A 25,111-nucleotide genomic window follows, 5' to 3' on the forward strand; every position below is an offset into this window, starting at 1 on the left:
TTTCAAATATGTATGAAGGCGCGGCGGCACGCGGTCGAACGGGGGAATTGCATTTGTCGCCACGCTTAACCCGATAGGAAACTCTGCATGTCACAGGCACCCAAGATTGCTGTGGTCGAAGACGAAGAAGCGCTGAGCGTGCTGTTGCGCTATAATCTCGAAGCCGAAGGCTACCACGTCGATACAATATTGCGTGGCGATGAAGCCGAGATTGCACTGCGTGAAAACGTACCGGATCTGCTTATTCTTGATTGGATGCTGCCGGGCGTATCCGGCATTGAACTGTGCCGCCGTCTGCGCCAGTGGCCAGAGACGGAGCGCCTGCCGGTCATCATGTTGACGGCGCGCGGCGAAGAAAGCGAACGCGTTCGGGGCTTGAGTGTGGGTGCCGATGATTATGTGGTGAAGCCTTTTTCGACACCGGAACTGCTCGCCCGCGTTAAAGCCATGCTGCGCCGCGCCAATCCAAGCGTGCTTTCGCATGTGCTGAAAGTCGGAGAGCTTGTGCTCGACCGTCAGCAGCATCGCGTCTATCGCAAGGAAAAAGAAATCCGCCTGGGGCCGACAGAGTTTCGTCTGCTCGAATATTTCATGATGTCGCCGGGCCGCGTCTTCTCGCGCAGTCAGCTGCTGGATGGTGTCTGGGGACCGGATATTTATGTCGATGACCGCACGGTGGATGTGCATGTCGGACGTCTGCGCAAGGCCATTAATCTCGGTCGCGCGCTTGATCCGATCCGCACGGTGCGCGGCGCGGGCTATTCCTTTGGATAGCCGTTCAGGCATCCTCAAATGTGTATATTGGCATCTCGCTGCTTGAAAAAAGCGGCGAGATTTTTGTTTGGTGAGAGGCTTTCTGCCTCACCCATAACAACAGCCGATTCGGAAATTATGGTCTTCAGCAGCGCCGGAATGGCCCTTCTCACGCGATATTACAGTTTTGTCGATAAAGTTGAAGGCACTTATTTGGCGTGGTGAAAACAGCGTTTTCGACGTGCTTTTTTGGCCCAAAATTCCGATTGCTAAAAACTTGAAAGAAAATGGGAATTGGGGCGCTGATGTGGCTTGTGTGTAACCAGATTGAATCGCGTTAAATCAATACCTTATAAGAATTGACGCGTCTCATTAAGGATTTATTAATATATTTGAAGGGTTTGCAGCAAAATTCAAGCTTATGATTCAAGTTGATTTCATCATCATCCTATTGGTGACGTGAATTTTGAAATTTGACCCTTTGCCTTTTTTTGGCCTAAAAATTCAAAAACCTTGTAGTCGATGCGTAACTGCAAAACAGTCGATTTTTGATTTTCGTTCTATTTGGCTTTGCATCATAGCCGGTTTTGCAAGCGCCTATGCGGCGCGTATGACAGGCTGGATCAGGTAAGGGGTCTAATTATGAGATTTGTCCGTTGACGCGCGCTGGTAAATGGAAATGGCCTGTTGTTATCGGGTTGCTCGTAGCACCGTTTTTGGTGACGGGCTGCACGACGACAGGCGGAACAACCAAGGCCAAGACGGAAAAGACAGCGGCGACCAGCCACGTCAAGACCGTCAATGGCGTTAAGACTTTCACCTACACTGCCAGAGACCGCGAGTGCCTTGAGCGCGCGATGTTCTTTGAATCAAACCGCTCAAGCCCGGATGGTCTGATGGCTGTCGGTACAGTTGTAATGAACCGCCTTGCATCGGGCAGCTATCCCGACACAATCTGTGGCGTTGTGGGGCAGAAAAACCAGTTTGCGCCCGGTGTTTTGAGCCGCAAGATGAATTCCAAGGCAATGCCGGATGTTGAGGCCGCAGCCGATGCCGTTCTCAAGGGCAAGCGTCATCCAAAGCTGAAAAACGCGATGTTCTTCCACACGGCGGGCCTCAAGTTCCCCTATCGCAACATGCATTATGTGCTGGTTGCTGGCGGAAACTCTTTCTATGAAAAGCGTGGCCGCGATGGTGCGTTGGAGAATCCTGTTCCGCAGATACCTTACAATTTGGCCTATGTATCAACACCACAGTCGCCTTCCATGCCCGATGGCCCGTTCTATAACGTGACATCGCAGCAGGATGTTCCTGTTCCGCAGGCGCAGCCAACTGTTCAGGTTGCTCTGGCCGAAGCAGCTAACAGCGTTGAAGCGCGGCAGAATGATGGTTCGGGCCCACAGGCTCGTGGCAACCGGCTCGCGACCCTTCCTGTGAAGCCAGCTGAAAAGCCGGCTGTGATGCAGGTGGCAAGCTATCAGCCGACATTTGATGAAACGGCACCAAACGTTCAAAATGTGTCACTCGGATATGCGGCTGACAAAAAGCACGTCGATGCAATCGGCGCGATGCTTCTGTCGCAGGAACGCCCGGAAGCACCGCTCTAACAAGAGCTTGAGATGTAAAAAGCGCCCTTAGCGGGCGCTTTTTTATTTGACGGGCACTGCAACGGGAACTGGCTGATAAATTACCATCGGTCCATCGTAGAAATCAGCTCTGTTTTGCCATGCACGACTGTCTGCGCGGCGGTCGAGATCAAGCCGCATCATACAATTTGCAAAAGCATCGGTCCTTTGTTTGAAACCATAATTGCGGCAGGTCTGTTCATCTGCTGCACGGCGCTGTTCCGGTGTCATGGTCTGACAGCCTGCAAGCAGTCCCGCCAGACCGAGGATAAGAAGCACAGTTTTCTTCATGAAGTTGCTCTCGTAAAATCAAAAAATTATCGACCGCTATAAGAATATAGCGCAGTTGCAGGAAAAAGAGTGGTGAAATTAAGGGCTCTGATACACTGCCGCTGATTCTTTCAAACACGAGGTTTGCAGCCCTATGGCAATTGACAATAACGCTCCCGTCATCGATCCGGTAAAACTCGAACGTCTGGCCGAAGTTGCCGTGCGTGTGGGCCTGCAATTGCGCGAAGGACAGGACCTTGTCATCACGGCGCCCGTTGTTGCTCTGCCGCTGGTACGCCTGATTGCAAAACATGCCTATAAAGCAGGCGCGGGTCTTGTCACGCCGTTTTTCTCAGATGATGCAATCGCGCTGGCACGGTATGAAAATGCAAGCGATGAAAGCTTTGATCGTGCAGCCGACTGGCTCTATGAAGGCATGGCGAAAGCCTATGCCAATGGGGCGGCCCGTCTTGCCATTGCAGCCGATAATCCGATGCTGCTGTCGGCGCAGGATGCATCAAAGGTTTCGCGCGCCAATCGCGCCAATTCCAAAGCCTATCAGCCAGCACTCGAAAAGATTGCCGGTTTTGACATCAACTGGAACATCATTTCCTATCCGAACCCGGAATGGGCCAAGCTGATGTTTCCGAATGAAACGGAAAATGTTGCGACCCGCAAGCTGGCGGATGCGATCTTTGCAGCCTCCCGCGTTGATGTCGATGACCCGGTCGGGGCATGGGCCGCACACAATGCAGCGCTGCGCACCCGCACGCGTTTTCTGAATGCAAAGGCCTATAGTGCGCTGCATTTTCAGGGTCCGGGTACCGACCTGACGGTCGGTCTCGCCGATGGCCATGAATGGCATGGTGGCGCATCGACGGCAAAGAATGGCGTTACCTGCAATCCGAATATCCCGACCGAAGAAGTCTTTACCACGCCCCATGCGTTGCGCGTTGAAGGCCATGTATCGAGCACCAAGCCATTGTCGCATCAGGGAACATTGATCGACAATATTTCGGTGCGCTTTGAAGGCGGCCGCATTGTCGAGGCCAAGGCAAGCCGTGGCGAAGAAGTGCTCAACAAGGTGCTGGATACCGATGAAGGCGCACGTCGCCTGGGCGAAGTGGCGCTTGTTCCGCATTCCTCACCGATCTCGCAGAGCGGGCTGTTGTTCTATAACACGCTGTTTGATGAAAATGCTGCGAGCCATATCGCGCTCGGCCAGTGCTATTCGAAATGTTTTGTTGATGGCGCAAAGCTGACGCCAGAACAGATCAAAGCGCAGGGCGGCAATTCGAGCCTCATTCACATCGACTGGATGATCGGATCTGACAAGATTGACGTTGATGGCGTCAATGCAGATGGCAGCCGCGAGCCTGTGATGCGTGGCGGCGAATGGGCTAATTAACTGTTGCAAATGAAAAGCCCGGCTTAGAGCCGGGCTTTTTATAGGTCTTTAGAGCACTAAAATCAGTTTTTTTCCTGAACATGGGCTTCCAGGAACCACAGCGCCTTGTCGAGACTGCGCGATGCAGCAGTGAAAATGTCTGCGGTCGTGTCATCACCTGCTTCATCAGCATCTTTAATCGACTGGCGCACAAGATTGGCGACATCGCCATAACGCTCGATCAGTGCGTTCAGGTGGTCGTGCACAGCGTAAATATCGGTCGGATAGGCTTTAAGCTTGGAGTCTTTTGCGACAACCTGCGTCGTGCCATAGGCGGTGCCGCCAAGCTGCACGGCGCGTTCTGCAATTGTGTCCACATGACCGTCAAGATCGGAACGGAACGTGTCGAGCAATTCATGCACGGCGATAAACTGAGGCCCCTTGAGGTTCCAGTGCGCCTGCTTGGTGATGAGGGCAAGATCGATGGTCGCAGCCAGATTTTCATTCAGCAGCGCAATCATCGTGGTCTTTGTATTGGAGGGAAGATCGTTGCGGGTTGCATGCATCGACTTCTTGGACATTTTATCCTCATATCCTTTGCACGATCCGGCTTTTTCCAACGTTGAGAAACCGCTGTTGAAAAACAGATTTGTTTTCTGAAACCGGTCCCGCCAGATCTCAATGAAAGGCCGGTTCAGGGATACGAAATTGAAAATTGCCCCGCATCCTCAATTTTAACGCCGTGCATGGCGTTTTGTTCCGAAAATATGTAGTAATTTTCGCAAGATTCATGTGTTTTGCTTGTCGCAAGCCGATTTCTGATTTACCCGATGGCTCATGAAGATACTTGCCCTTGATACCGCCTCTTCCTGGTGTGCTGCCGCAGTCTATGATTCGCGCACGGATAGGGTTCTTGCCAAAATAAGCGAGAATATCGGAAAAGGTCATGCCGAAGTTTTGATGGACTATATCGGGCGCGTGATGGAGCAATCCGGTATTGCCATGACTGAACTTGATCGCGTGGCGGTCAATGTCGGTCCCGGATCATTTACCGGCGTGCGCATTGGTGTGTCGGCGGCACGCGGTTTTGCACTGGCTCTTGGCCGTCCGGCTATGGGCATCAGCGCCTTTGATGCGCTTGCCGCTGAAGTAGCGCTCAGCCAGCCGGGACAGCCGGTTCTGGTGCTGCTTGAAGCGCATCGCGGTGAAATCTACGCGCAGGCCTTTGGTGGTGATGCGGTGGCCACAACCGGGCCAATGGTGCTCGCGCGTGACGAAGCGCTGACGCTTATTCAGCAACAGCCGTCTGAAACGGTTCTGGCTGGCTCGGCTGCTGCTGCGCTCAATGAAATTCTGGCTGGCACATTCAGTGTCGTGCGCCCTGAGCCAACGGGTCAAATCGGCACGTATGCAAAGCTTGCAGCCATCGGCGCGCCGGGTGAAGCACCAAAGCCGCTCTATATGCGCGGACCGGATGTGAAGCCACAAACCGGATTTGCCTTGCCGCGCAGGGCGGACGGGGATGCGCGGTGATGGGACTTTCGTTTCTGCGCTTCGGTAGCAAACCCGTTTCGGTGGAAAAGCTTGATGTTCATGACAGCGGCGAAATTCAAAGAGTTCATGCGCTTTCCTTCCATCACGCATGGAGTTCGGACGATTTCCGTTCGCTGATCGCGCAGGATAGCGTTTTTGGCTTTGTGGCGCGGCCCGAAGGCAAGCCGGGCAAGGCGTGTGGCTTTGTGCTGGCGCGGCTCGTTGCCGGTGAGGCGGAAATTCTCACCATTGCGGTTTCCAATGCGGTGCGCAAGCAGGGCATCGGCCATGCGTTGATGGATGCCGTGCTGCGCTATCTCTATCAGGAGCGCGCCGAGACGCTGTTTCTGGAAGTCGATGAAAACAATGTCGCAGCACTGGCTCTTTATCGCCGCATGGGGTTCAACAAGGTCGGTGATCGCCCTGCCTATTATGAAACGGCCAATGGCCGTTCTTCGGCTTTCATTCTGCGCCGCGATCTGGTGAGGCCGCAATGATCGGTGCCATCCGCATTATTCTGGTTGTTGCAGCCATGGTGGCGCTCAGCCTGTCGCTCATTCCGGTGCAATATGTGTTTTTGAAACTCAAAAACACATGGAAGCGACGGCTTCCGAATTTCTTCCATCGTATCATTGCGCGCCTGCTCGGTTTCCGCATTACAATCGTCGGCGAGATGCCGGAAGGCCGACCGTTGCTGCTGGTTGCCAATCACGCATCGTGGAGCGATATTGTCGTGCTTTCGGCTGCGGGGCAGGTGTCTTTCATTGCCAAATCACAAGTCAGAAGCTGGCCGGTGTTTGGCTTCTTTGCCGTGTTGCAGCGCACGGTGTTTGTGGAGCGTGAACGGCGCGGCAAGACCGGCGAACAAACCTCTGACATTGCAAAACGTCTGGCTGATGGTGACGCCATGGTGCTGTTTCCCGAAGGAACGACATCGGATGGCAATCGTGTGCTGCCGTTTAAGACCGCTTTGTTTGGTGCAGCCCATGCCGCAATCCGGGAAGCAGGCGTGCCGGAAGTCATCGTGCAGCCGGTCGCGATTGCCTATACCGGCGTGCATGGCATGGCGATGGGCCGATACCATCGCCCGATTGCTTCATGGCCGGGCGATGTTCAGCTGATGCCGCATCTCAAAGGCATTCTGCGCGAAGGTGCCATTGATGTTGAAATACGTTTTGGCGAGCCGATTGTGGTCACCGCCGAAACGGACCGCAAGGCGCTGGCGCGCACCATGGAGAACCGGGTGAGGGCGTTGTTGCAGACCTCGCTGCTCGGGCGCGAAATCGCGGAAGATTAAAGCATTTCCAGCAAAAGTGCGGAGCGATTTTGCGTGGGATAATGCGATAAAAACAAAGAGATTTAGCATTCCCTATGATTCATTCTAAATAGGAAATGCTCTGAGAGTGTTAGTTTGTCGCCTTCCAAAGCAGCGATAAAGACGCTAGATAGCCGCGCATGAGCGAAAATATGACCGATATCAAGACAAACCCGAATGGCAGCAACACGCGTAAGGTTTTTGTAAAAACCTATGGCTGCCAGATGAATGTCTACGACAGCCAGCGCATGGCCGACAGCCTTGCCGCTGAGGGCTATGTTGCGACTGACACGCCCGATGATGCCGATCTGGTTTTGCTCAACACCTGCCATATTCGTGAAAAGGCATCGGAAAAGCTTTATTCTGCGCTGGGTCGGCTGCGCAAGATGAAGGATGCACGCGGACCAAATGGCAAGGAACTGACAATCGGCGTTGCCGGTTGTGTGGCGCAGGCCGAGGGGCAGGAAATTCTGCGCCGTGCGCCCAATGTCGATCTGGTGATCGGACCGCAGACCTATCACCGCCTGCCGGATGCGCTTGCGCGTGTGCGTGGCGGCGAAAAGGTCGTCGAAACCGAATATGCGATCGAAGACAAATTCGAGCACCTGCCAGCACCCAAGCGCGAAGAAACCCGCAAGCGCGGCGTTTCAGCCTTTCTTACGGTGCAGGAAGGTTGTGACAAGTTTTGCACGTTCTGTGTGGTGCCTTATACGCGCGGTTCGGAAGTCTCGCGCAGCGTTGCGCAGATTGTGGCCGAGGCCGAGCGTCTTGCTGACAGCGGCGTGCGCGAACTGACCCTTCTGGGTCAGAATGTGAATGCGTGGCATGGCAAAGGCGATGATGGCCGCGAATGGGGGCTTGGCGAGTTGCTGTTCCGCCTTGCACGCATTCCCGGTGTGGCACGTCTGCGGTATACGACCAGCCATCCGCGCGATATGGATGATACACTGATCGCAGCGCATCGTGATTTGCGCCAGCTGATGCCTTATTTGCATCTGCCTGTTCAGGCGGGTTCGGATCGTATTCTCAAGGCGATGAACCGTCGCCACAAGGCCGATGAATATATCCGTCTGGTTGAGCGTATCCGTGAAGTGCGCCCCGATATGGCGCTTTCGGGTGATTTTATCGTTGGCTTCCCCGGCGAAACCGATCAGGATTTTGAAGATACGATGCGGCTGGTGCGTGAAGTGCATTATGCGCAGGCCTATTCATTCAAATATTCGCCGCGTCCGGGCACGCCGGGTGCCGATCTTCCCGATCATGTTGAAGAAGCGGTCAAGGATGAGCGCCTTCAACGGCTTCAGGCATTGCTCAACGAACAGCAATATGCGTTTCAGGATTCGCTGGTCGGTCGCGAAATGGATGTGCTTCTGGAAAAGCCGGGCCGCTTCGAGCGCCAGATGGTTGGCCGTTCGCCTTGGCTTCTGCCAGCAATCATCGATGACAATGACGATCAGGTCGGTGAAATCATCCGCGTAAAAATTACGGGGACTGGTACCAATAGTCTTATTGCGCAAAAGCGCGTCTAAGCGCATGATGTTGTTCAGGCAGTAGTCGCGGTGCGTAGCCTTTGACCGAACGTCCTGCCAAGACTGCGATTGCAATGCGTGAACCTTTGGGAGATGCGTTTGAGCGCTACGGAAAAACTTAAGCCTGCCAAGCCAACCATCCATACGCAAACAAACACAATTTCAAGCCCGGCTGCCAGTTCTGCGCCAAGTTCTGCAACTGGCGCCGCATCCGGGGCCTCCGATATGGCCCATATCGTCCTTACATTCGACAATAACCGTCTTGCCAGTGCGCTTTACGGCCAGTTCGATGAGAATCTGGCACGGATTGAGCAGAAGCTCGGCGTTGATGTGCGTTCAAAGGGCAATCAGCTCTCCATTCGCGGAGAACCCACCGCCACCGAACAGGCACGGCGTGCGCTGGATAATCTCTACGAAACCTTGCAGAAGGGCCATGAACTTGGGCCATCCGATGTGGATGGCGCGTTGCGCATGGCCATTGCTGCCGATGATCAGCTGATACTGCCCACCCTTGAGAATAAGGGTAAGCTTTCATCAGCTCAGATTTCGACGCGCAAGAAAACAATCTTTGCACGCACGCCGGTTCAGGACGCTTATATGCGTGCGCTTGAACGCTCGGAACTGGTTTTTGGCGTTGGTCCCGCGGGTACAGGTAAAACCTATCTCGCAGTTGCTCATGCAGCCATGCTGCTGGAGCGCGGCCTTGTCGAGCGCATCATTCTGTCTCGTCCGGCTGTTGAAGCAGGCGAACGTCTCGGCTTTCTGCCGGGCGACATGAAGGAAAAGGTCGATCCTTACCTTCGTCCGCTTTATGATGCACTTTACGACATGATGCCTGCGGAAAAGGTCGAACGCGCCATTACCGCTGGCGTGATCGAAATTGCACCGCTTGCCTTCATGCGTGGTCGCACATTGGCGCATTCCGCTGTCATTCTTGACGAAGCACAGAATACGACCTCCATGCAGATGAAGATGTTCCTGACCCGTCTTGGCGAAGGTTCGCGCATGATGGTCAATGGCGATCCAAGCCAGATCGATCTTCCGCCCGGTCAGAAATCCGGTCTTGTCGAGGCGCTGCGCGTTCTTGAGGGCGTGGATTCGGTGGTCAAGGTGCGCTTTACCGAGAAGGATGTGGTTCGCCATCCACTGGTGGCCGCCATTGTTGGCGCTTACGACGATGATGCGAAAAAGCATGCCCGGTCAGAATAATTCAAAATTATTCTTGTATTCGCGTAGAATAATGACGATTTAAAAATATTACGTCCGCTTTTTAGCGGACGCTTCTTTTAACAACTGGAAGGATAGAGCGGCTGTTTCATCGCAAGCCGCGGCAGAAGTGTCAGACAACGCGATCCAAATCGATATCATGATCGAAGCCGGCAACTGGCCGGAAGAAACAGTCCTTGAAGGACTTGTGCAGCGCTCCGTGGAGGCGGCCTGGGATAATCTTGGGCTTCAACCCGCCAAGAGCGAACTCAGTCTGGTTTTTACCGACGATGCTTCCATCCGCAAGATCAATGCCGAGTGGCGCAACAAGGACAAGGCCACCAATGTGCTGTCCTTCCCGGCTTACCCTGTAAAGGCTGGCGAGCAGCCAGGCCCGATGCTTGGCGATATCATCATCGCGCGCGAAACGGTTGAACGCGAGGCTGTTGAGGAGGGAAAGCCGCTCGATAACCATCTCACGCATCTGGTCGTGCATGGGTTTTTGCATCTTTTGGGATATGATCATGAGACGGATGATGAGGCCGAGGAGATGGAACGCCGCGAGCGCGAAATCCTTCATGCTCTTGCCATCCCGGACCCTTATGCTGTATCCGATGTGAACATTGAAACAGATTGATCATGGCTGACCAAAACAACTCATCCACCGCTGGCGATAGCCGAGGCGACACACAGGACACTGAGGGGCAAAGTACGCAGCGCTCGCAATCGAGCGAAAAGCGATCCCTTCTGGCAAATATTTTTCCATTTATGCGTTCGCGGCACTCATCTTCCCTGCGTGAAGATCTCGCCGATGCGCTTTCAAGCACGGAGAGCGAACAGGATTCCGCTTTCTCGCCTGAAGAAAAGGCGATGCTCAACAACATCCTGCGCCTGCGGGAAATCCGTGTCGAAGACGTGATGATCCCGCGTGCTGATGTTGTGGCGATAGAAATTTCCACACCGCTCTGGCAAGCGCTGGAACTGTTTGAAACCTCCGGTCATTCGCGTATGCCGGTTTATGCTGAAACGCTGGATGATCCGCGCGGCATGATCCATATCCGCGATGTTCTCAATTATATCACCAGACAGGCGCGCCAGAACACGCAAAGCGATGCCGGTGAAGCAGGCCCCGCCAAGTTCGATATAGGTCGCATTGATCTTAGCAAAACGATTGGCGAGCTTGATCTCATGCGCAAGGTGCTGTTTGTGCCACCTTCAATGATGGCGAGCGGTTTGATGGCGCGCATGCAGGCAGCGCACATCCAGATGGCACTGGTCATCGACGAATATGGCGGCACTGACGGCCTGGCTTCGCTGGAAGACATCGTTGAAATGGTTGTCGGCGACATCGAAGATGAACATGACGACGAAGAAATCATGATCGCCGAAGAAGCCGATGGCGTGTTTGTCGTTGATGCACGCGCGGACCTTGATGAGCTCACACAGAAGATCGGCCCGTCCTTTGAAGCGGGTGAACACGGGGAGGATGTCGATACGGTCGGTGGCCTTATTTTCTCCGTCCTTGGCCGTATTCCGTTGCGCGGTGAAGTCGTACAGGCGATCCCCGGCTACGAGTTCCATGTGCTTGAGGTCGATCCGCGGCGCGTCAAACGCGTGCGTATTGTACCGCTTTCTGAAGCGGACAATCACAGACATCCATCCACGGTGGGCGCCGATGATGCATCCGGCAACACCACGGAAACATCCAAAGAGGCCTGATGATCGAGAGATTTGCGGGAAGGATCTCTTCATTGAGCGGATGGCGCCGTGCGCTGGTTGCTTTTCTCAGTGGCGCTGTCGCAACGCTGACGCAGCCGCCCTTTGATATTGCCATTGCCGGTTTCGTTGCCTTTCCGCTTCTGGTCTGGCTGATTGACGGTGCTATCCCCGATAAGAACAAAGGCCTGATAAGGCGGTTTTTTCCCGCAGGCTTCATCGGCTGGTGTTTTGGCTTTGGCTATTTCGTGTCGGGCCTGTGGTGGATCGGCACGGCCCTTCTTGTCGATGCAGAGCAATTTGCCTGGGCGGTTCCTTTAGCCGTTCTTGGCCTGCCTGCATTTCTTGCGATTTTCTATGGGTTGGCTGCGATGATCGCGCGCCTGTTCTGGTCGCAGGGCATTGGACGCATCTTCGCGATTGCTGTCGCCTTTGGCTTTGTCGAATGGCTGCGAACCTTTGTTTTCACCGGCTTCCCGTGGAATGCGCTGGGCTATGCGCTCATGCCCACACCGATGATGATGCAATCGGTCGAGATTGTGGGTCTGGTTGGAATGAGTGCGCTTGCGGCCCTTATTTTTTCCGCACCGGCATTGTTGAGCGGCGGGCGTCTGGCCAAAAGCGGCATTGTTCTGGCCGCAACCTTGCTTGCTGCCCATATTGGCTTTGGCGCATGGACGTTATCGCGTGCACCAGCGCCTGATACGGAGCGTACTACGCTTTCAATCCGCGTGGTTCAGCCCTCCATTTCACAGAGCCTGAAATGGGATGATAACGAACGCCGCGCGATTTTTGACAAGTTCATTGCCATGACAAAACAGCTGCCGGCTGAGGGCAAGCCAAGGCCCGATGTCGTTATCTGGCCTGAAACCGCAGTTCCCTATATCCTTTCGCTGACGCCCGATGCGCTTCAACGCATTTCTGAAGTGATTGACGATGATCAGGTGCTGTTGACAGGGGCAGTGAGGGAGGAACGCGTTCCGCGTCGCGAGCCACGCTATTATAATTCCATCCTGACCATCAACAGCCAGGGTACAATCATTGATTATACCGACAAGGTGCATCTGGTGCCTTTCGGCGAATATCTGCCTTTTGAGCGGACGCTGCGCAGTTGGGGCTTGCAGGAAGTGGTGGAATTGCCCGGTGGCTTCACCGCTGCCAAGACGCGCCACGCAATCAATGTCATGGAAGGGCAGACCTTCCTGCCGCTGATCTGCTATGAGGCGATTTTCCCTGATGAACTGTCTTATACGGGCCGCAAGGTGACGGCGATTGTCAATGTTACCAATGACGCATGGTATGGAGACACGCCGGGGCCTTATCAGCATTTCCGGCAGGCACAGGTGCGATCTGTCGAACAGGGGCTGCCGCTTGTTCGTGCGGCCAATAACGGCATTTCGGCTGTGGTGGATTCTTACGGTCGAATCATAGATGAGTTACCGCTTGATGCGGTGGGCGTCATTGATGCCTATCTGCCGGAGGAACGTGTGCCATTTTGGGGCAATGCCCCCGGTGGCAAACAGACTCTTGCAGTTCTGTTAACCCTACTCGCCATATGCGTGTGGTTCAGGCTGCCTTTCAGCAGGCGTTTTCATTGACACGGCAATTTTGTTAAGCTGTTATATTAGCGCGGTGACGGTTAATTGCGCGAACTCGTCTGACTACCTCCCATATTGATTTTTATCCCTGTTCACATGAACAGGCCATGAATGAAAGCTCGCTGTTGCGAGGAGTGACACTGTATGATTGAGAATAAGAAGAAACCCAACCCCATCGATGTGCATGTGGGCAGCCGCATCCGCCTTCGTCGCAATATGCTGGGTCTCAGTCAGGAAAAATTGGGCGAAAGCCTTGGCATTACATTCCAGCAGATCCAGAAATACGAAAAAGGCACCAATCGCGTTGGCGCGAGCCGTCTTCAGGCAATTTCCTCGGTTCTCACGGTCCCTGTTTCCTTCTTTTTTGAAGATGCACCGGGTTCCAATGCCAGCACGCAGCCAGGCTTTGCCGAAGACAATGAAGCGACCTATGTTGTCGATTTCCTCAGCTCAAATGAGGGCGTGCAGCTGACGCGCGCATTTACAAAAATTGCCGATCCGAAAGTGCGCCGCAAGATTATCGATCTGGTGAAGTCACTGGCGGCCGAGAGCGAATAACCCGTCGCCACGCCAAAAAAAGCGTTTGCCGGGCAAATTTTTTCCGGCAACGCGGTGTCGCAACAAGAATATGCATTGACGGTTTAATCCCAACTTCGCTAACACAAACATGTGCCCGGACCCTGTTTATTGTTCCGGGCGCTACTGTGTTTCCATAACGGATCGTCGTCCGTTGGATTTTCAAGAGGGGTTACCCGTGTCGCGCAGTTCTTATCTCTTCACCAGCGAATCGGTGTCCGAAGGTCATCCGGACAAGGTTTGCGATCGTATTTCCGATGAAATCGTAGACATGATCTACAAGGAGGCGCGCCGTTCGGGCGTTGACCCCTGGTCCGTCCGCGTCGCATGTGAAACGCTGGCCACCACCAATCGCGTGGTTATTGCCGGCGAGGTGCGCGTGCCTGAAACGTTCCTGAAGAAGAATAAGGACGGCACAATTGCGCATGACAAGAATGGTCACCCGCTGATCAATCCTTCACGTTTCCGTTCAGCTGCGCGTAAAGCGATCCGCGAAATTGGCTATGAGCAGGACGGCTTTAACTGGCGCACCGTGAAGATTGATGTGCTTTTGCACCCGCAATCGGCCGATATTGCGCAGGGCGTGGACAACGCAGCCGACCGTCAGGGCGAAGAAGGTGCGGGCGATCAGGGCATCATGTTTGGCTATGCCTGCCGCGAGACCCCTGATCTCATGCCGGCGCCGATTTATTATTCGCACAAGATTCTCGAAAAGCTCGCAGAAGCCCGCCACAAGGGCGAAGGCGATCCGGGCAAGCTCGGCCCTGATGCCAAAAGCCAGGTAACCGTGCGTTATGAGAACGGCGAGGCTGCGGAAGTAACCCAGATCGTTCTTTCCACACAGCATCTGGATGCAAGCTGGGATTCCAGCAAGGTTCGCTCCGTTGTCGAACCCTATATTCGCGAGGCGCTTGGCGATCTTCCGATTGCCGCAAACTGCAACTGGTACATCAACCCGACCGGCAAATTCGTCATCGGCGGACCGGATGGCGATGCAGGCCTGACAGGCCGCAAGATCATCGTGGACACCTATGGCGGCGCAGCTCCGCATGGCGGCGGTGCCTTTTCGGGCAAGGACACGACCAAGGTTGATCGTTCCGCAGCTTATGCCGCGCGCTATCTTGCCAAGAATGTCGTTGCTGCCAATCTTGCAGACCGTTGCACGATCCAGCTTTCCTACGCTATCGGCGTCGCACAGCCGCTTTCCGTCTATGTCGATCTGCATGGCACGGGCAAGGTGGAAGAAGCAGCCGTTGAGGACGCCCTGCGCAAGGTTATGGACCTGTCGCCAAGCGGCATCCGCAAACATCTTGATCTTAACAAGCCGATCTATGCCAAGACGTCGTCCTACGGTCACTTTGGCCGCAAGCCGGGTCGTGATGGTTCTTTCTCATGGGAAAAAACCGATCTCACAAAGGCATTGAAGAGCGCTCTTTCAGCGTGACTGTTTTTAAATGAGCGATGAAAATCATCCCGTACGTGCGGCCGGAAATTTTTTCGGCCGCCGTCATGGCAAGCCGCTTCGTCCGCATCAGAACAGTCTGTTTGAGGATCTGCTGCCGCGCCTGAAACTTGACCCCGACACACCTGCACCGCAGGATTTGCGGACATTGTTTGATGCGCCGGTTGAAAATGTGCGTATGGAAATCGGCTTTGGTGGTGGCGAACATCTCCATCATGAGAGCGGCCGTTATCCGCAGTCTGGCTTTATCGGTGTCGAGCCTTTCGTCAACGGTATGGCAAAAATGCTCACAGCGCTTCATGACGCGCCACGCCCGAATCTTCGCCTCTATGATGAAGATGCGACCGATGTGCTGGATTGGCTGCCGGATGCGTCGCTTTCTGGAATTGACCTGTTTTATCCCGATCCATGGCACAAGCGTCGCCATTGGAAGCGGCGCTTTGTCAGTGATGCCAATCTCGATCGTTTCGCACGTCTGCTGAAGCCTGGTGCAAAATTCCGCTTTGCGTCCGATATCGAACATTATGTCAATTGGACGCTTCAGCATTGCCGCAGACATCCGGCTTTTGAGTGGCAGGCACAAGGCCCGGACGACTGGAACAATGCCTATGATGGCTGGCCGGGAACCCGTTATGAAGCCAAGGCATTTCGGGAAGGTCGCCGTGCGGCCTACCTCACTTTCATCCGCCTGTAATCTATCTCAGATGCGGGTCTTGAAAAAATCAGCATCGGCTGGTATATAAGTCTCAAATTCTTGGTCGTTTGAACAAGAGTGGGCCCTCCCGGACCCGCTCTTTTTTGTTACCTGCGGCCCAGTGAAGAAGGTTTATCGAGTGAGCGAACACGAACAGGCAGCTGAGGCCGTAACCGCAGATGAGCGTATCATTCGCGAAACGGGCATCGATGCAAAAATAGCATCCATTGTGGAGCCGGTGATCAATACGCTGGGTTTCCGCCTTGTGCGTGTGCGCCTTTCCGGCCTCAATGGCCAGACATTGCAGATCATGGCCGAGCGGTCTGACGGCACCATGACGGTTGAGGATTGTGAATTGTTGAGCCGCACCGTGGCTCCGGTTCTCGATGTCGAAGATCCGATCAGCGGCAAGTATCATCTTGAAATCTCGTCGCCGGGTATTGATCGTCCGATGGTGCGCAAGTCCGATTTTACCGATTGGGCCGGGCACATCGCAAAGGTCGAAACGTCGATTGTTCATGAGGGCCGCAAAAAATTTCGCGGTCGTATCGTGATCGGCGATGGCGATTCGGTCGTGATCGAAAGCGATCAGATTTCCTATGGCAATGAGCCCGTCGTTCGCATTCCCTTCGATCTGATTGCGGATGCGCGTCTGGTTCTGACCGATGATCTGATCCGTGATGCGTTGCGCAAGGACAAAGCTTTGCGTGAAGGCCGCATTCCCGGTGATGATCTGGGCGATGGTCTGCGCGGCGATACGGAAGAAGCAGGTTCAGCGGAATCTGAAACGGAAAAGAAATAAGTTTCAAAGTGAGTTTCAGGCGTCCGGTACTCGAAGAAGGCCGGATGCGTCACCAAGGAGAGACCTATGGCAGTCAGTGCAAACAGGCTGGAACTTCTGCAGATCGCCGATGCGGTCGCACGTGAGAAGTCAATTGACCGCGAGATCGTTCTTGCGGCCATGGCCGATGCGATCCAGAAGGCAGCGCGCTCGCGTTATGGTCAGGAAAGCAACATTCGCGCCGACATCAATGCAAAGTCCGGTGAGATTAAGCTCCAGCGCCTGCTCGAAGTGGTCGAGACTGTCGAAGACTATTCCACGCAGATTTCGCTGTTCACGGCCCGCGACCGCAACCCGGATGCGCAGGTCGGTGATTTCATCGCTGATCAATTGCCTCCAATGGACTTCGGTCGTATTGCTGCGCAGTCTGCCAAGCAGGTCATCGTGCAGAAGGTCCGCGAAGCCGAGCGTGACCGCCAGTATGATGAATTCAAGGATCGTGTCGGCGAAATCGTCAACGGCACCGTCAAGCGCGTTGAATATGGCAATGTGATTGTCGATCTTGGCCGTGGGGAAGCAATTGTTCGTCGTGACGAGTTGATCCCGCGCGAAGCATTCCGCTATGGCGACCGTATCCGCGCTTATGTCTATGACGTTCGTCGCGAACAGCGCGGTCCGCAAATTTTCCTCTCGCGCACCCATCCATCTTTCATGGCGAAGCTGTTCAACATGGAAGTGCCGGAAATTTATGACGGCATCATTGAGATCAAGTCGGTTGCCCGTGATCCGGGTTCGCGCGCCAAGATCGCCGTTGTTTCGCGTGATGCGTCGATTGATCCGGTCGGTGCCTGCGTTGGTATGCGTGGTTCCCGCGTTCAGGCCGTTGTTGCCGAATTGCAGGGTGAAAAGATCGACATCATTCCATGGTCGCCAGATGCGGCTTCCTTCATCGTCAATGCGCTTCAGCCTGCTGAAGTTGCCAAGGTTGTTCTCGATGAAGATGCGGAACGTATTGAAGTTGTGGTTCCGAATGACCAATTATCATTGGCAATTGGTCGTCGCGGTCAGAATGTGCGCCTTGCGTCGCAGTTGACGGGCTGGGACATTGACATCCTGACCGAAGACGAAGAATCCGAACGTCGCCAGAAGGAATTTGCTGAGCGTTCGAACCTCTTCATGGAAGCCCTCAACGTTGATGAGATGGTTGGTCAGGTTCTGGCTTCGGAAGGCTTTGCCTCTGTTGAGGAAATTGCTTACGTTGAGCCGGGTGAAATCGCTTCCATCGATGGTTTCGATGACGATACGGCTGGTGAAATTCAGGATCGCGCCCGCGAATATCTTGAGCGTATCGAATCCGAACAGGATGAGCGCCGCAAAGAACTGGGCGTTGAAGACGAACTTCGCGAGCTTCCGGGCCTCACCACAGCCATGTTGGTTGCGGTTGGCGAAGATGGCGTGAAGAGCATCGAAGACTTCGCCGGTTATGCGGTTGACGATCTGGTCGGCTGGCGTGAGCGCAAGGAAAACGAGACCGTTATACACAGCGGTATCCTGTCGTCGTTCGATGTGTCGCGCGTTGATGCGGAACAGATGATCCTGACGGCACGTTTGAAGGCTGGCTGGATCACCGAAGATGAGCTGGTCGCGACGGAAGTCGAGGAAGAGCTTGAAGCAGGCGAGGAAGAAGCCGCTTCGTAAAATATTTAGAGCGTTTCCTTGTTCACTCAAAACAGGAAACGCTCTAAATTGAGTTTGATATTGTGATGTGGCTTTACCTCTGCTAGGCCGCTGCCAGTTACGTAAGTTGAATAAAAGGCAGTTCATGGCAAAGTCGGCAGCGCGTGTGGAGCAGGATATGAATGACAGAACCTGTATCGTCACACGCGAAAGCGGTTCTGCGGATGATCTGATCCGTTTTGTGGCCGGTCCTGATGGTTCGGTTGTGCCGGACTTGAAGCGTAACCTGCCGGGCAGGGGGTGCTGGGTCAAGGCGGAACGGCGTCTGGTGGACGAAGCTGTCAAGCGCAAGCTGTTTGCGCGGGCGCTGAAGGAAGGTGTAACGCCGCAGGCGGATCTTGGCGCACTGGTTGACCAGTTGCTGACGAAATCTGCACTGGGCAGTCTGGCGCTGGCCCGCAAGTCGGGTGCTGTGGTATCCGGATCGACAAAAGTGGATCAGGCGATCCGCTCCGGCGCTGCGGCTCTGGTGCTGCACGCGCAGGAAGCCGCCACAGATGGTGTGCGCAAGCTAGATCAGGCGCGACGTGTCGTCGTGCATATGGATGGCCCCGAAATCCCGGCCTTCTCTCTTTTCAAGGGGGAAGAAATGGATTTGGCATTTGGGGGTGGAAATGTGATACATGCAGCCGTGCTCGACACAAAGGCAGCCGCCGGGGTCGTGCAACGATTGCTTTTATTGCATCGCTATCGAGGTGAAAGCCCAGTGAATTGAAACGGCGAATTGAAACGGCAGTCCGACACTGCTGTGGTATAAATTAGTAGAGCGGTTCTCTTGAATTCCGAGAATATAGGATCCGCTCTGGAGCATGAACCGGATTGTCGGCTTGATTGGCCTAACCGGATTATGCGCTGAGGTGGATGACCGGAGCATTATTCAAAATGATCTGATCGCGTGGGATAATGCTCGGGTAAAGCAGCAGAAGCTGCGAAGGAAACGGAAACGTAATGAGCGATAAAACAAACGACGACAAGACGCTGAGCGTCAACTCCAAGAAGACGCTGACCATTAAGCGCCCAGGCGTTGAGCAGAGCACCGTGCGCCAGAATTTCAGCCACGGCCGCACAAAGGCTGTCGTCGTTGAAACGAAAAAGCGCAAGTTCTCACGGCCTGATGAGAAGCCTGAAGCGGAAGCGCCGGCACTCAAGCCTGCAGCGCCTGCGCCTGCGGCTCCAGCACCCGTTGCAGCACCCGCCCCAACACCTGCGGCTCCTGTTGCGCCGGCTCCGGTAGCGGCAACGCCAGCACCGGCGCCTGCGCCAGTAGCTCCGGTTGCAGCAAAACCGGCCGCTCCCGCGCCGCAGCCGCCAAAGCCTGCGGCACCTGCCGCCGCTGCACCGCGCCCGCAGACAGCACAGCATCAGCGTCCGGGCCAGCAGCAGTCTCGCTCTGGTCAGCCACAGCGCTCCGGCCAGCAGCAGCGCCCGCGTCCGTCTGATCGCTCAGGCATGGTGCTCAACACGCTGTCGCGTTCAGAAATGGATGCACGCCGCCGTGCGCTTGAAGGTGCTTTGGTTCGTGATGCGGAAGATCGCGTGCGCGCTGCCGAAGAAGCCAAGCGCCGCGCCGAAGAGGATGCACGTCGTGCCAAGGAACGTGAAGAATCCGCTCGCCGTCAGGCTGAAGAAGAAGCACGTCTGAAGGCGGAAGCGGAAGCCAAGGCACGCGCCGCTGCGGAAGCAGCCAAGCGCGCTCCACAGACAGAAACGCGTTCTCCGGAACGTCGTGATGATCAGCGCGCCGCGCCGCAGGGTGGACGTCCGCAGCATTCCGGTCGCCCACAGCAGGGTGGTCGTCCCGGTCAGGGACAAGGTCAGCGCCCGGCATCGCCGGCGATTGCAGACGTTATTCCAACGGCAAACAAGCCGCTTCCACAGAGCCAGCAGCGCAAGCCCGGTGGCAATGTGGATGACGATGATCGTCGCGGTCCGGCAGGCGCCCGTCGTGGCACCCCTGCCAAGCCGGAAGTGCGTGCACCAAAGGTTGTTAAGGGTGAAGACGACCGCCGCCGCGGCAAGCTGACGATCTCCAGTAATCTGGAAGATGAAGGCCGTTCGCGTTCGCTTTCGGCAATGCGTCGCCGTCAGGAAAAGTTCAAGCGCTCGCAGATGCAGGAAACCCGCGAAAAGATTTCGCGTGAAGTGGTTATTCCTGAAACGATTACGCTTCAGGAACTCGCACAGCGTATGACCGAGCGTTCGGTTGACATTATCAAGTACCTGATGAAGCAGGGCCAGATGATGAAGCCGGGCGATGTGGTCGATGCCGATATGGCGCAGTTGATCGCTGAAGAATTCGGCCACACCGTGAAGCGCGTTGCTGAGTCGGACGTTGAAGAAGGTATCTTCAACGTGGAAGACGATCAGGGTGCAATGGTTTCGCGTCCGCCGGTTGTCACCATCATGGGTCACGTCGATCACGGCAAGACCTCTTTGCTGGATGCGATTCGTCAGGCCAATGTGGTCTCCGGCGAAGCAGGCGGCATTACCCAGCATATTGGTGCCTATCAGGTCGAACAGAACGGTCAGAAAATCACCTTCATCGATACACCGGGCCACGCAGCGTTTACGGCAATGCGTGCACGTGGTGCACAGGCAACCGACATCGCCATTCTGGTGGTCGCAGCTGATGACAGCGTGATGCCGCAGACGATTGAATCGATCAACCATGCCAAGGCGGCTGGTGTGCCGATCATCGTTGCCATCAACAAGATCGACAAGCCGGAAGCCGATGCGCAGAAGGTTCGCACAGCCTTGCTTCAGCACGATGTGTTCGTGGAAACCATGGGCGGTGAAGTGCTCGATGTTGAAGTGTCGGCCAAGAAGAAGCTGAACCTCGACAAGCTGCTTGAAGCTGTTCTGTTGCAGGCCGAAATTCTTGACCTGAAGGCTGATCCGGCCCGTACGGCTGAAGGTGTTGTCATCGAAGCGCAGCTTGATCGCGGTCGTGGTTCTGTTGCAACCGTTCTGGTTCAGAAGGGTACGCTTCGTCCGGGTGATATTATCGCTGCCGGTAATGAATGGGGCCGTGTGCGCGCTCTGGTCAACGACCGTGGTGATCATGTCAAGGAAGCTGGTCCTGCAATGCCGGTGGAAGTTCTCGGTCTTCAGGGCACGCCACAGGCTGGTGACCGCTTCGCGGTTGTTGCCAATGAAGCCAAGGCCCGTGAAATTGCCGAATATCGTCAGCGTCTGGCACGCGATAAGGCCGTGGCACGTCAGTCTGGCCAGCGCGGTTCGCTTGAGCAGATGATGAGCCAGTTGCAGGTGACGGGCACCAAGGAATTCCCGCTTGTCATCAAGGGCGACGTGCAGGGCTCGGTCGAAGCGATTATCTCCGCTCTCGAAAAGCTCGGCACCGACGAAGTGCGTGCGCGCATCGTTCATTCGGGTGCAGGTGGTATCACGGAAAGCGACGTATCGCTGGCCGAGGCCTCCAATGCCGCGATCATCGGCTTCAACGTGCGTGCCAACAAGCAGGCGCGTGATGCAGCCGACCAGCAGGGCACCGAAATTCGCTACTACAACATTATCTACGATCTGATCGAAGATGTGAAAGCAGCGATGTCGGGTCTTCTGTCGCCAGAACGCCGTGAAACCTTCATTGGTAATGCTGAGATTCTCGAAGTCTTCAACATCACCAAGGTCGGTAAGGTTGCCGGTTGCCGTGTGGTGGATGGTAAGGTTGAACGTGGTGCAGGCGTCCGCCTCATTCGTGACAACGTGGTTATCCACGAAGGCAAGCTCAAGACACTCAAGCGCTTCAAGGATGAAGTGTCCGAAGTGCCGATGGGTCAGGAATGCGGTATGGCGTTCGAAAATTACGACGACATCCGTGCAGGCGATACGATCGAAGCGTTCCGCGTCGAACATATTACTCGTACCCTTTAATGCTGTTATGCCGGGCCGCCCCTTTTATGGGCGGTCCGGTTTTTCATAAATCCGTTGCCCGGTTCCGAGGGTCTGACTCCCGTCTGAATTGTGGTAAATTGCGCTTTATAGCGCTTGCCAATTTGTCGTCATGTTATCGGCCGGCCCCGTGGGGCTGGATTGCGATTCATGGTGTTTATCGAGGATATAGCTATGGCCCGTTCTCCAGACCCCAAAGGCTCGGGTGGCCTTTCCCAGCGCCAGCTCCGCGTGGGCGAGCAGGTGCGTCATGCATTGGCGCAGGTTCTTCAGCGCGGAGAAATCCGTGATGATCTGATTGAGCGCACGGTTATTTCGGTGTCGGAAGTCCGTATGTCGCCGGATCTGAAAATTGCGACCTGTTTCATCACGCCGCTCGGCAGCACCGATGTTCAGGCCGTCATCAAGGCATTGGCCGCAAATGCGAAATTCATTCGTGGACGTGTGGCTCCAAGCCTAAATCAGATGAAATATATGCCGGAATTCCGCTTCCGGGCCGATACCAGCTTCGACAATTTTTCCAAGATTGATGCGCTTCTGCGTTCGCCGGAAGTGGCGCGTGATCTGGCACGTGACAATGATGATGACGGTGAAGCAGATGACGCTTCGCGCAATGGAGACGCATAAAGCATGGCAAGACGGGGCAAGAAAAAAGGCCGTCCGGTTTCTGGCTGGGTTATTTTTGACAAGCCAAAGGGCATGGGATCGACAGAGGCGGTCTCGAAGATCAAGTGGCTGTTCAACGCTGAAAAAGCCGGTCATGCAGGCACGCTTGATCCGCTGGCATCCGGCATGCTGCCGATTGCGCTGGGCGAAGCAACCAAGACCGTGCCTTACGTCATGGATGGAACCAAGGTCTATCGTTTCACGGTGAGCTGGGGTGAAGAGCGCTCGACCGACGATCTGGAAGGCGTTGCCACTAAAAATTCAGACAATCGCCCGTCACGTGCAGATGTCGAGGCTTTGTTGCCCAATTATACCGGCGTCATTTCACAGATTCCGCCACAGTTCTCAGCCATCAAGATTGCAGGCGAGCGCGCCTATGATCTGGCGCGTGAAGGCGAAACGGTGGAGATTCCGGCCCGTGAAGTCGAAATTGACCGTCTTGAGATTGTCGAATTCCCGGACGAGAACCGTACCGAATTTGAAGTCGAATGCTCCAAGGGCACCTATGTGCGATCACTCGCACGCGATATGGGGCGCGATCTTGGCTGCTTTGGCCATATTTCGGACCTGCGCCGCATTGAAGTCGCGCCTTTCACCGATGAGGATATGGTAACGCTGGCCGAGCTTGAAGAAGCATGGCCGCCATTGCCGCCCAAGAAGGAAGAGGGCGAGGCAGAGGCTGAGGTTATCGAGCAGCCAGCGCCGCGCCGCGATTTTTCGGCACTTGATGCGCTGATCATCGATACAGGCGCAGCCCTTGATTGCCTGCCGCAGGTGGCTCTGTCTGATGATCAGGCACAGCGCGTGCGCCTTGGGAACCCGGTCATCATCCGGGGCCGTGATGCGCCACTGGAAGCGGATGAGGCTTGCGTAACATCACATGGCAAGTTGCTTGCCATTGGCTATATTGAGCATGGTCAGTTCAAGCCCAAGCGTGTGTTCACCGCAGCATAACCGAACCAGTGGTTTCTATAGAGTTTCAGCGCGCCGTGACCCCGATGGTTTCACGGCGCGCTTTGTTTTCAGGCGGCTTGAAACTGATCAAAGGCGCGAATGGCGTCGGCGGCATACATAAGGGCCGGGCCACCGCCCATATAGACGCACATCGCCATAACCTCGGCCACTTCCTGCCGGGTTGCGCCAAGATTGTGAAGCGCCTTTGCGTGAAAGCCGATGCAACCATCGCAACGCTGCGTCACACCGATTGCAAGCGCAATCAGTTCTTTCGTTTTCTGATCCAGTTCACCGGATGCGCCCGCACTTTTTGCAAGCGCATGGAACGCCTGCATGGTTTCGGGCACCATTTTGCGCAGCTCGCCGCTATATTGCGATATGTCCTTGGTGATGTCCTGATAGTTCTTGGTCACGGTTTTGCCCTTTTGTCTTGCGTTTCAATTCATATTTTTATAATATCACAAAAATATAAATCGTAAAGAGGCAACAGTGTCCATCAATCAAGAAATGCCGGCTCGGGCAGATATCGTGTCCAATTTTCTAAAAGGACTGGCCAATCCGCATCGGCTTCTCATTCTGTGCGAGCTGGTGAATGGCGAAAAAAGCGTGACCGATCTCATCAACGCAACAGGCATTGCACAGACGTCAATGTCCCAGCATCTTAACAAGCTCAAGGAGGAAGGCATTCTCAGCTATCGCCGGGAACACAGATTGCTTTTCTACAAGATTGAACATCCGGCTGTGATGGAAGTCATGGCTGTGCTTTATGCCCATTTTTGCCCAAAAGACCCATTATGATGAATTGGCCAATAGGTTTCGCCGTTGCAGACGTTAGATGACTGACCTCTTTCAATTCGAGCGGATTTGCTTTATAGGCACAGCGAGCAATGGGATATGCCTGCTGCTTTCATGGCCCGCGCTGGACGACATCCCGGCCTGGGCGTCTGTTTTTCCTCTCATCAAGAAAGGGTGTACGATGTCGATTACTGCTGAGCGCAAACAAGCACTTATCAAGGAATACGCCACCAAGGAAGGCGATACCGGTTCTCCTGAAGTACAGGTTGCCGTTCTTTCCGAGCGTATTGCCAACCTCACCGAACACTTCAAGGGCCACAAGAATGACAATCATTCGCGTCGCGGCCTTCTGAAGCTGGTTTCGCAGCGTCGCCGTCTTCTTGACTATGTCAAGGGCATCGACCAGTCGCGTTATCAGGCGCTGATTACCCGTCTGGGCCTGCGCCGCTAACGGTAAATCGGGCGACGTCTCAAAACGTCGCCCGTTTGTTTTACGAGCGCATCTTGCAAGATGCGCGCAGACTTACCGACTGTATTCCAAGGACGAGCGGATAGCCGCTATCCTGAAAGAGAATGCGTTTAAAGGGCAAAAGCCCATCTGGCAT

General features: G+C 54.9%; 25 protein-coding genes. 22 read left to right on the forward strand and 3 right to left on the reverse strand.

Going from position 1 to position 25,111, the window contains the following annotated elements; genetic code table 11:
• Positions 1 to 87: 87 nt before the first annotated feature.
• Both phoB and OPR82_RS01150 read left to right on the forward strand, forming a co-directional pair.
• A complete protein-coding gene (gene phoB / locus OPR82_RS01145; RefSeq protein WP_094505949.1) occupies positions 88 to 774 on the forward strand; it encodes a phosphate regulon transcriptional regulator PhoB in 687 nt (228 codons plus the stop codon).
• Between the two features lie 635 nt (positions 775 to 1,409).
• Positions 1,410 to 2,360, forward strand: a complete 951-nt coding sequence (locus tag OPR82_RS01150; protein WP_265982532.1) for a cell wall hydrolase — start codon at positions 1,410 to 1,412, stop codon at positions 2,358 to 2,360.
• Positions 2,361 to 2,402: 42 nt separating this feature from the next.
• Here OPR82_RS01150 and OPR82_RS01155 read toward each other — a convergent pair whose 3' ends face one another.
• Positions 2,403 to 2,669, reverse strand: coding sequence for a hypothetical protein (locus tag OPR82_RS01155; RefSeq protein WP_265982533.1), 267 nt, complete (start codon positions 2,667 to 2,669; stop codon positions 2,403 to 2,405).
• Between the two features lie 133 nt (positions 2,670 to 2,802).
• Between OPR82_RS01155 and OPR82_RS01160 the strand changes: the two genes are divergently transcribed.
• The gene (locus OPR82_RS01160; RefSeq protein ID WP_265982534.1) at positions 2,803 to 4,056 is read left to right on the forward strand and encodes an aminopeptidase; all 1,254 of its coding nucleotides are present in this window, start codon (positions 2,803 to 2,805) and stop codon (positions 4,054 to 4,056) included.
• Positions 4,057 to 4,118: 62 nt separating this feature from the next.
• Here OPR82_RS01160 and dps read toward each other — a convergent pair whose 3' ends face one another.
• On the reverse strand, positions 4,119 to 4,616 hold the full coding sequence (gene dps / locus OPR82_RS01165) for a DNA starvation/stationary phase protection protein Dps (RefSeq protein WP_265982535.1): 498 nt from the start codon (positions 4,614 to 4,616) through the stop codon (positions 4,119 to 4,121).
• A 256-nt stretch (positions 4,617 to 4,872) separates the two neighbouring features.
• On the opposite strand from dps, the gene tsaB reads away from it, so the two are divergent.
• From tsaB to truB, 17 genes are all read left to right on the forward strand, one after another.
• Positions 4,873 to 5,568: a tRNA (adenosine(37)-N6)-threonylcarbamoyltransferase complex dimerization subunit type 1 TsaB gene (gene tsaB / locus OPR82_RS01170; protein WP_265982536.1), complete on the forward strand. Its 696-nt coding sequence runs from the start codon at positions 4,873 to 4,875 to the stop codon at positions 5,566 to 5,568.
• Positions 5,565 to 6,065, forward strand: a complete 501-nt coding sequence (gene rimI, locus OPR82_RS01175; RefSeq protein ID WP_265982537.1) for a ribosomal protein S18-alanine N-acetyltransferase — start codon at positions 5,565 to 5,567, stop codon at positions 6,063 to 6,065. Before tsaB ends, rimI begins: the two co-directional genes overlap by 4 nt.
• A complete protein-coding gene (locus OPR82_RS01180) occupies positions 6,062 to 6,865 on the forward strand; it encodes a lysophospholipid acyltransferase family protein (protein ID WP_265982538.1) in 804 nt (267 codons plus the stop codon). The genes rimI and OPR82_RS01180 overlap by 4 nt, the downstream gene beginning before the upstream one ends.
• Before the next feature lie 158 nt (positions 6,866 to 7,023).
• The gene (gene miaB, locus OPR82_RS01185; protein WP_265982539.1) at positions 7,024 to 8,412 is read left to right on the forward strand and encodes a tRNA (N6-isopentenyl adenosine(37)-C2)-methylthiotransferase MiaB; all 1,389 of its coding nucleotides are present in this window, start codon (positions 7,024 to 7,026) and stop codon (positions 8,410 to 8,412) included.
• 99 nt (positions 8,413 to 8,511) lie between these two features.
• Entirely contained in the window at positions 8,512 to 9,621 is a 1,110-nt protein-coding gene (locus tag OPR82_RS01190) for a PhoH family protein (RefSeq protein WP_265982541.1), read from the forward strand.
• 127 nt (positions 9,622 to 9,748) lie between these two features.
• Positions 9,749 to 10,255: an rRNA maturation RNase YbeY gene (gene ybeY / locus OPR82_RS01195; RefSeq protein ID WP_265982543.1), complete on the forward strand. Its 507-nt coding sequence runs from the start codon at positions 9,749 to 9,751 to the stop codon at positions 10,253 to 10,255.
• A gap of 2 nt (positions 10,256 to 10,257) precedes the next feature.
• Entirely contained in the window at positions 10,258 to 11,337 is a 1,080-nt protein-coding gene (locus OPR82_RS01200; protein ID WP_265982544.1) for a hemolysin family protein, read from the forward strand.
• Entirely contained in the window at positions 11,337 to 12,932 is a 1,596-nt protein-coding gene (gene lnt, locus OPR82_RS01205; RefSeq protein WP_265982545.1) for an apolipoprotein N-acyltransferase, read from the forward strand. The genes OPR82_RS01200 and lnt overlap by 1 nt, the downstream gene beginning before the upstream one ends.
• Before the next feature lie 144 nt (positions 12,933 to 13,076).
• Entirely contained in the window at positions 13,077 to 13,490 is a 414-nt protein-coding gene (locus tag OPR82_RS01210; protein WP_265982546.1) for a helix-turn-helix domain-containing protein, read from the forward strand.
• A gap of 196 nt (positions 13,491 to 13,686) precedes the next feature.
• Positions 13,687 to 14,952: a methionine adenosyltransferase gene (gene metK, locus OPR82_RS01215; protein ID WP_265982547.1), complete on the forward strand. Its 1,266-nt coding sequence runs from the start codon at positions 13,687 to 13,689 to the stop codon at positions 14,950 to 14,952.
• A 10-nt stretch (positions 14,953 to 14,962) separates the two neighbouring features.
• Positions 14,963 to 15,664, forward strand: coding sequence for a tRNA (guanine(46)-N(7))-methyltransferase TrmB (gene trmB / locus OPR82_RS01220; RefSeq protein ID WP_265982548.1), 702 nt, complete (start codon positions 14,963 to 14,965; stop codon positions 15,662 to 15,664).
• A 139-nt stretch (positions 15,665 to 15,803) separates the two neighbouring features.
• On the forward strand, positions 15,804 to 16,466 hold the full coding sequence (gene rimP, locus OPR82_RS01225; RefSeq protein WP_265982549.1) for a ribosome maturation factor RimP: 663 nt from the start codon (positions 15,804 to 15,806) through the stop codon (positions 16,464 to 16,466).
• A gap of 66 nt (positions 16,467 to 16,532) precedes the next feature.
• On the forward strand, positions 16,533 to 18,143 hold the full coding sequence (gene nusA / locus OPR82_RS01230; RefSeq protein ID WP_265982550.1) for a transcription termination factor NusA: 1,611 nt from the start codon (positions 16,533 to 16,535) through the stop codon (positions 18,141 to 18,143).
• Positions 18,144 to 18,267: 124 nt separating this feature from the next.
• On the forward strand, positions 18,268 to 18,897 hold the full coding sequence (locus OPR82_RS01235; RefSeq protein WP_265982551.1) for an RNA-binding protein: 630 nt from the start codon (positions 18,268 to 18,270) through the stop codon (positions 18,895 to 18,897).
• A gap of 233 nt (positions 18,898 to 19,130) precedes the next feature.
• Entirely contained in the window at positions 19,131 to 22,073 is a 2,943-nt protein-coding gene (infB, locus tag OPR82_RS01240) for a translation initiation factor IF-2 (protein ID WP_265982552.1), read from the forward strand.
• Between the two features lie 192 nt (positions 22,074 to 22,265).
• Positions 22,266 to 22,718 carry a 30S ribosome-binding factor RbfA gene (gene rbfA, locus OPR82_RS01245; RefSeq protein WP_265982553.1) on the forward strand — a complete coding sequence of 151 codons (453 nt, stop codon included), beginning with the start codon at positions 22,266 to 22,268 and terminating at the stop codon, positions 22,716 to 22,718.
• A 3-nt stretch (positions 22,719 to 22,721) separates the two neighbouring features.
• A complete protein-coding gene (gene truB / locus OPR82_RS01250; protein ID WP_265982554.1) occupies positions 22,722 to 23,711 on the forward strand; it encodes a tRNA pseudouridine(55) synthase TruB in 990 nt (329 codons plus the stop codon).
• 68 nt (positions 23,712 to 23,779) lie between these two features.
• Here the strand turns inward: truB and OPR82_RS01255 are convergent, their stop codons facing one another.
• The gene (locus OPR82_RS01255) at positions 23,780 to 24,124 is read right to left on the reverse strand and encodes a carboxymuconolactone decarboxylase family protein (protein ID WP_265982555.1); all 345 of its coding nucleotides are present in this window, start codon (positions 24,122 to 24,124) and stop codon (positions 23,780 to 23,782) included.
• A 115-nt stretch (positions 24,125 to 24,239) separates the two neighbouring features.
• Here OPR82_RS01255 and OPR82_RS01260 point away from each other — a divergent pair, with 115 nt between their 5' ends.
• Entirely contained in the window at positions 24,240 to 24,509 is a 270-nt protein-coding gene (locus OPR82_RS01260) for an ArsR/SmtB family transcription factor (RefSeq protein ID WP_265982556.1), read from the forward strand.
• 178 nt (positions 24,510 to 24,687) lie between these two features.
• On the forward strand, positions 24,688 to 24,957 hold the full coding sequence (gene rpsO / locus OPR82_RS01265; protein WP_265982558.1) for a 30S ribosomal protein S15: 270 nt from the start codon (positions 24,688 to 24,690) through the stop codon (positions 24,955 to 24,957).
• Positions 24,958 to 25,111: the final 154 nt, after the last annotated feature.

It is taken from the genome of Ochrobactrum chromiisoli (assembly GCF_026241335.1).
In the GTDB taxonomy this organism is placed as follows: Bacteria; Pseudomonadota; Alphaproteobacteria; order Rhizobiales; family Rhizobiaceae; genus Brucella; species Brucella chromiisoli.

Bases quoted from the DNA above. Each gene is read 5' to 3' on its own strand.
- rbfA (WP_265982553.1), top strand. From the start codon at position 22,266: ATGGCCCGTTCTCCAGACCCCAAAGGCTCGGGTGGCCTTTCCCAGCGC.
- truB (WP_265982554.1), top strand. From the start codon at position 22,722: ATGGCAAGACGGGGCAAGAAAAAAGGCCGTCCGGTTTCTGGCTGGGTT.
- dps (WP_265982535.1), bottom strand. From the start codon at position 4,616: ATGTCCAAGAAGTCGATGCATGCAACCCGCAACGATCTTCCCTCCAAT.
- miaB (WP_265982539.1), top strand. From the start codon at position 7,024: ATGAGCGAAAATATGACCGATATCAAGACAAACCCGAATGGCAGCAAC.
- OPR82_RS01155 (WP_265982533.1), bottom strand. From the start codon at position 2,669: ATGAAGAAAACTGTGCTTCTTATCCTCGGTCTGGCGGGACTGCTTGCA.
- phoB (WP_094505949.1), top strand. From the start codon at position 88: ATGTCACAGGCACCCAAGATTGCTGTGGTCGAAGACGAAGAAGCGCTG.
- nusA (WP_265982550.1), top strand. From the start codon at position 16,533: ATGGCAGTCAGTGCAAACAGGCTGGAACTTCTGCAGATCGCCGATGCG.
- rpsO (WP_265982558.1), top strand. From the start codon at position 24,688: ATGTCGATTACTGCTGAGCGCAAACAAGCACTTATCAAGGAATACGCC.
- OPR82_RS01180 (WP_265982538.1), top strand. From the start codon at position 6,062: ATGATCGGTGCCATCCGCATTATTCTGGTTGTTGCAGCCATGGTGGCG.
- OPR82_RS01200 (WP_265982544.1), top strand. From the start codon at position 10,258: ATGGCTGACCAAAACAACTCATCCACCGCTGGCGATAGCCGAGGCGAC.
- lnt (WP_265982545.1), top strand. From the start codon at position 11,337: ATGATCGAGAGATTTGCGGGAAGGATCTCTTCATTGAGCGGATGGCGC.
- OPR82_RS01210 (WP_265982546.1), top strand. From the start codon at position 13,077: ATGATTGAGAATAAGAAGAAACCCAACCCCATCGATGTGCATGTGGGC.
- OPR82_RS01235 (WP_265982551.1), top strand. From the start codon at position 18,268: ATGGCAAAGTCGGCAGCGCGTGTGGAGCAGGATATGAATGACAGAACC.
- infB (WP_265982552.1), top strand. From the start codon at position 19,131: ATGAGCGATAAAACAAACGACGACAAGACGCTGAGCGTCAACTCCAAG.
- OPR82_RS01160 (WP_265982534.1), top strand. From the start codon at position 2,803: ATGGCAATTGACAATAACGCTCCCGTCATCGATCCGGTAAAACTCGAA.
- tsaB (WP_265982536.1), top strand. From the start codon at position 4,873: ATGAAGATACTTGCCCTTGATACCGCCTCTTCCTGGTGTGCTGCCGCA.
- trmB (WP_265982548.1), top strand. From the start codon at position 14,963: ATGAGCGATGAAAATCATCCCGTACGTGCGGCCGGAAATTTTTTCGGC.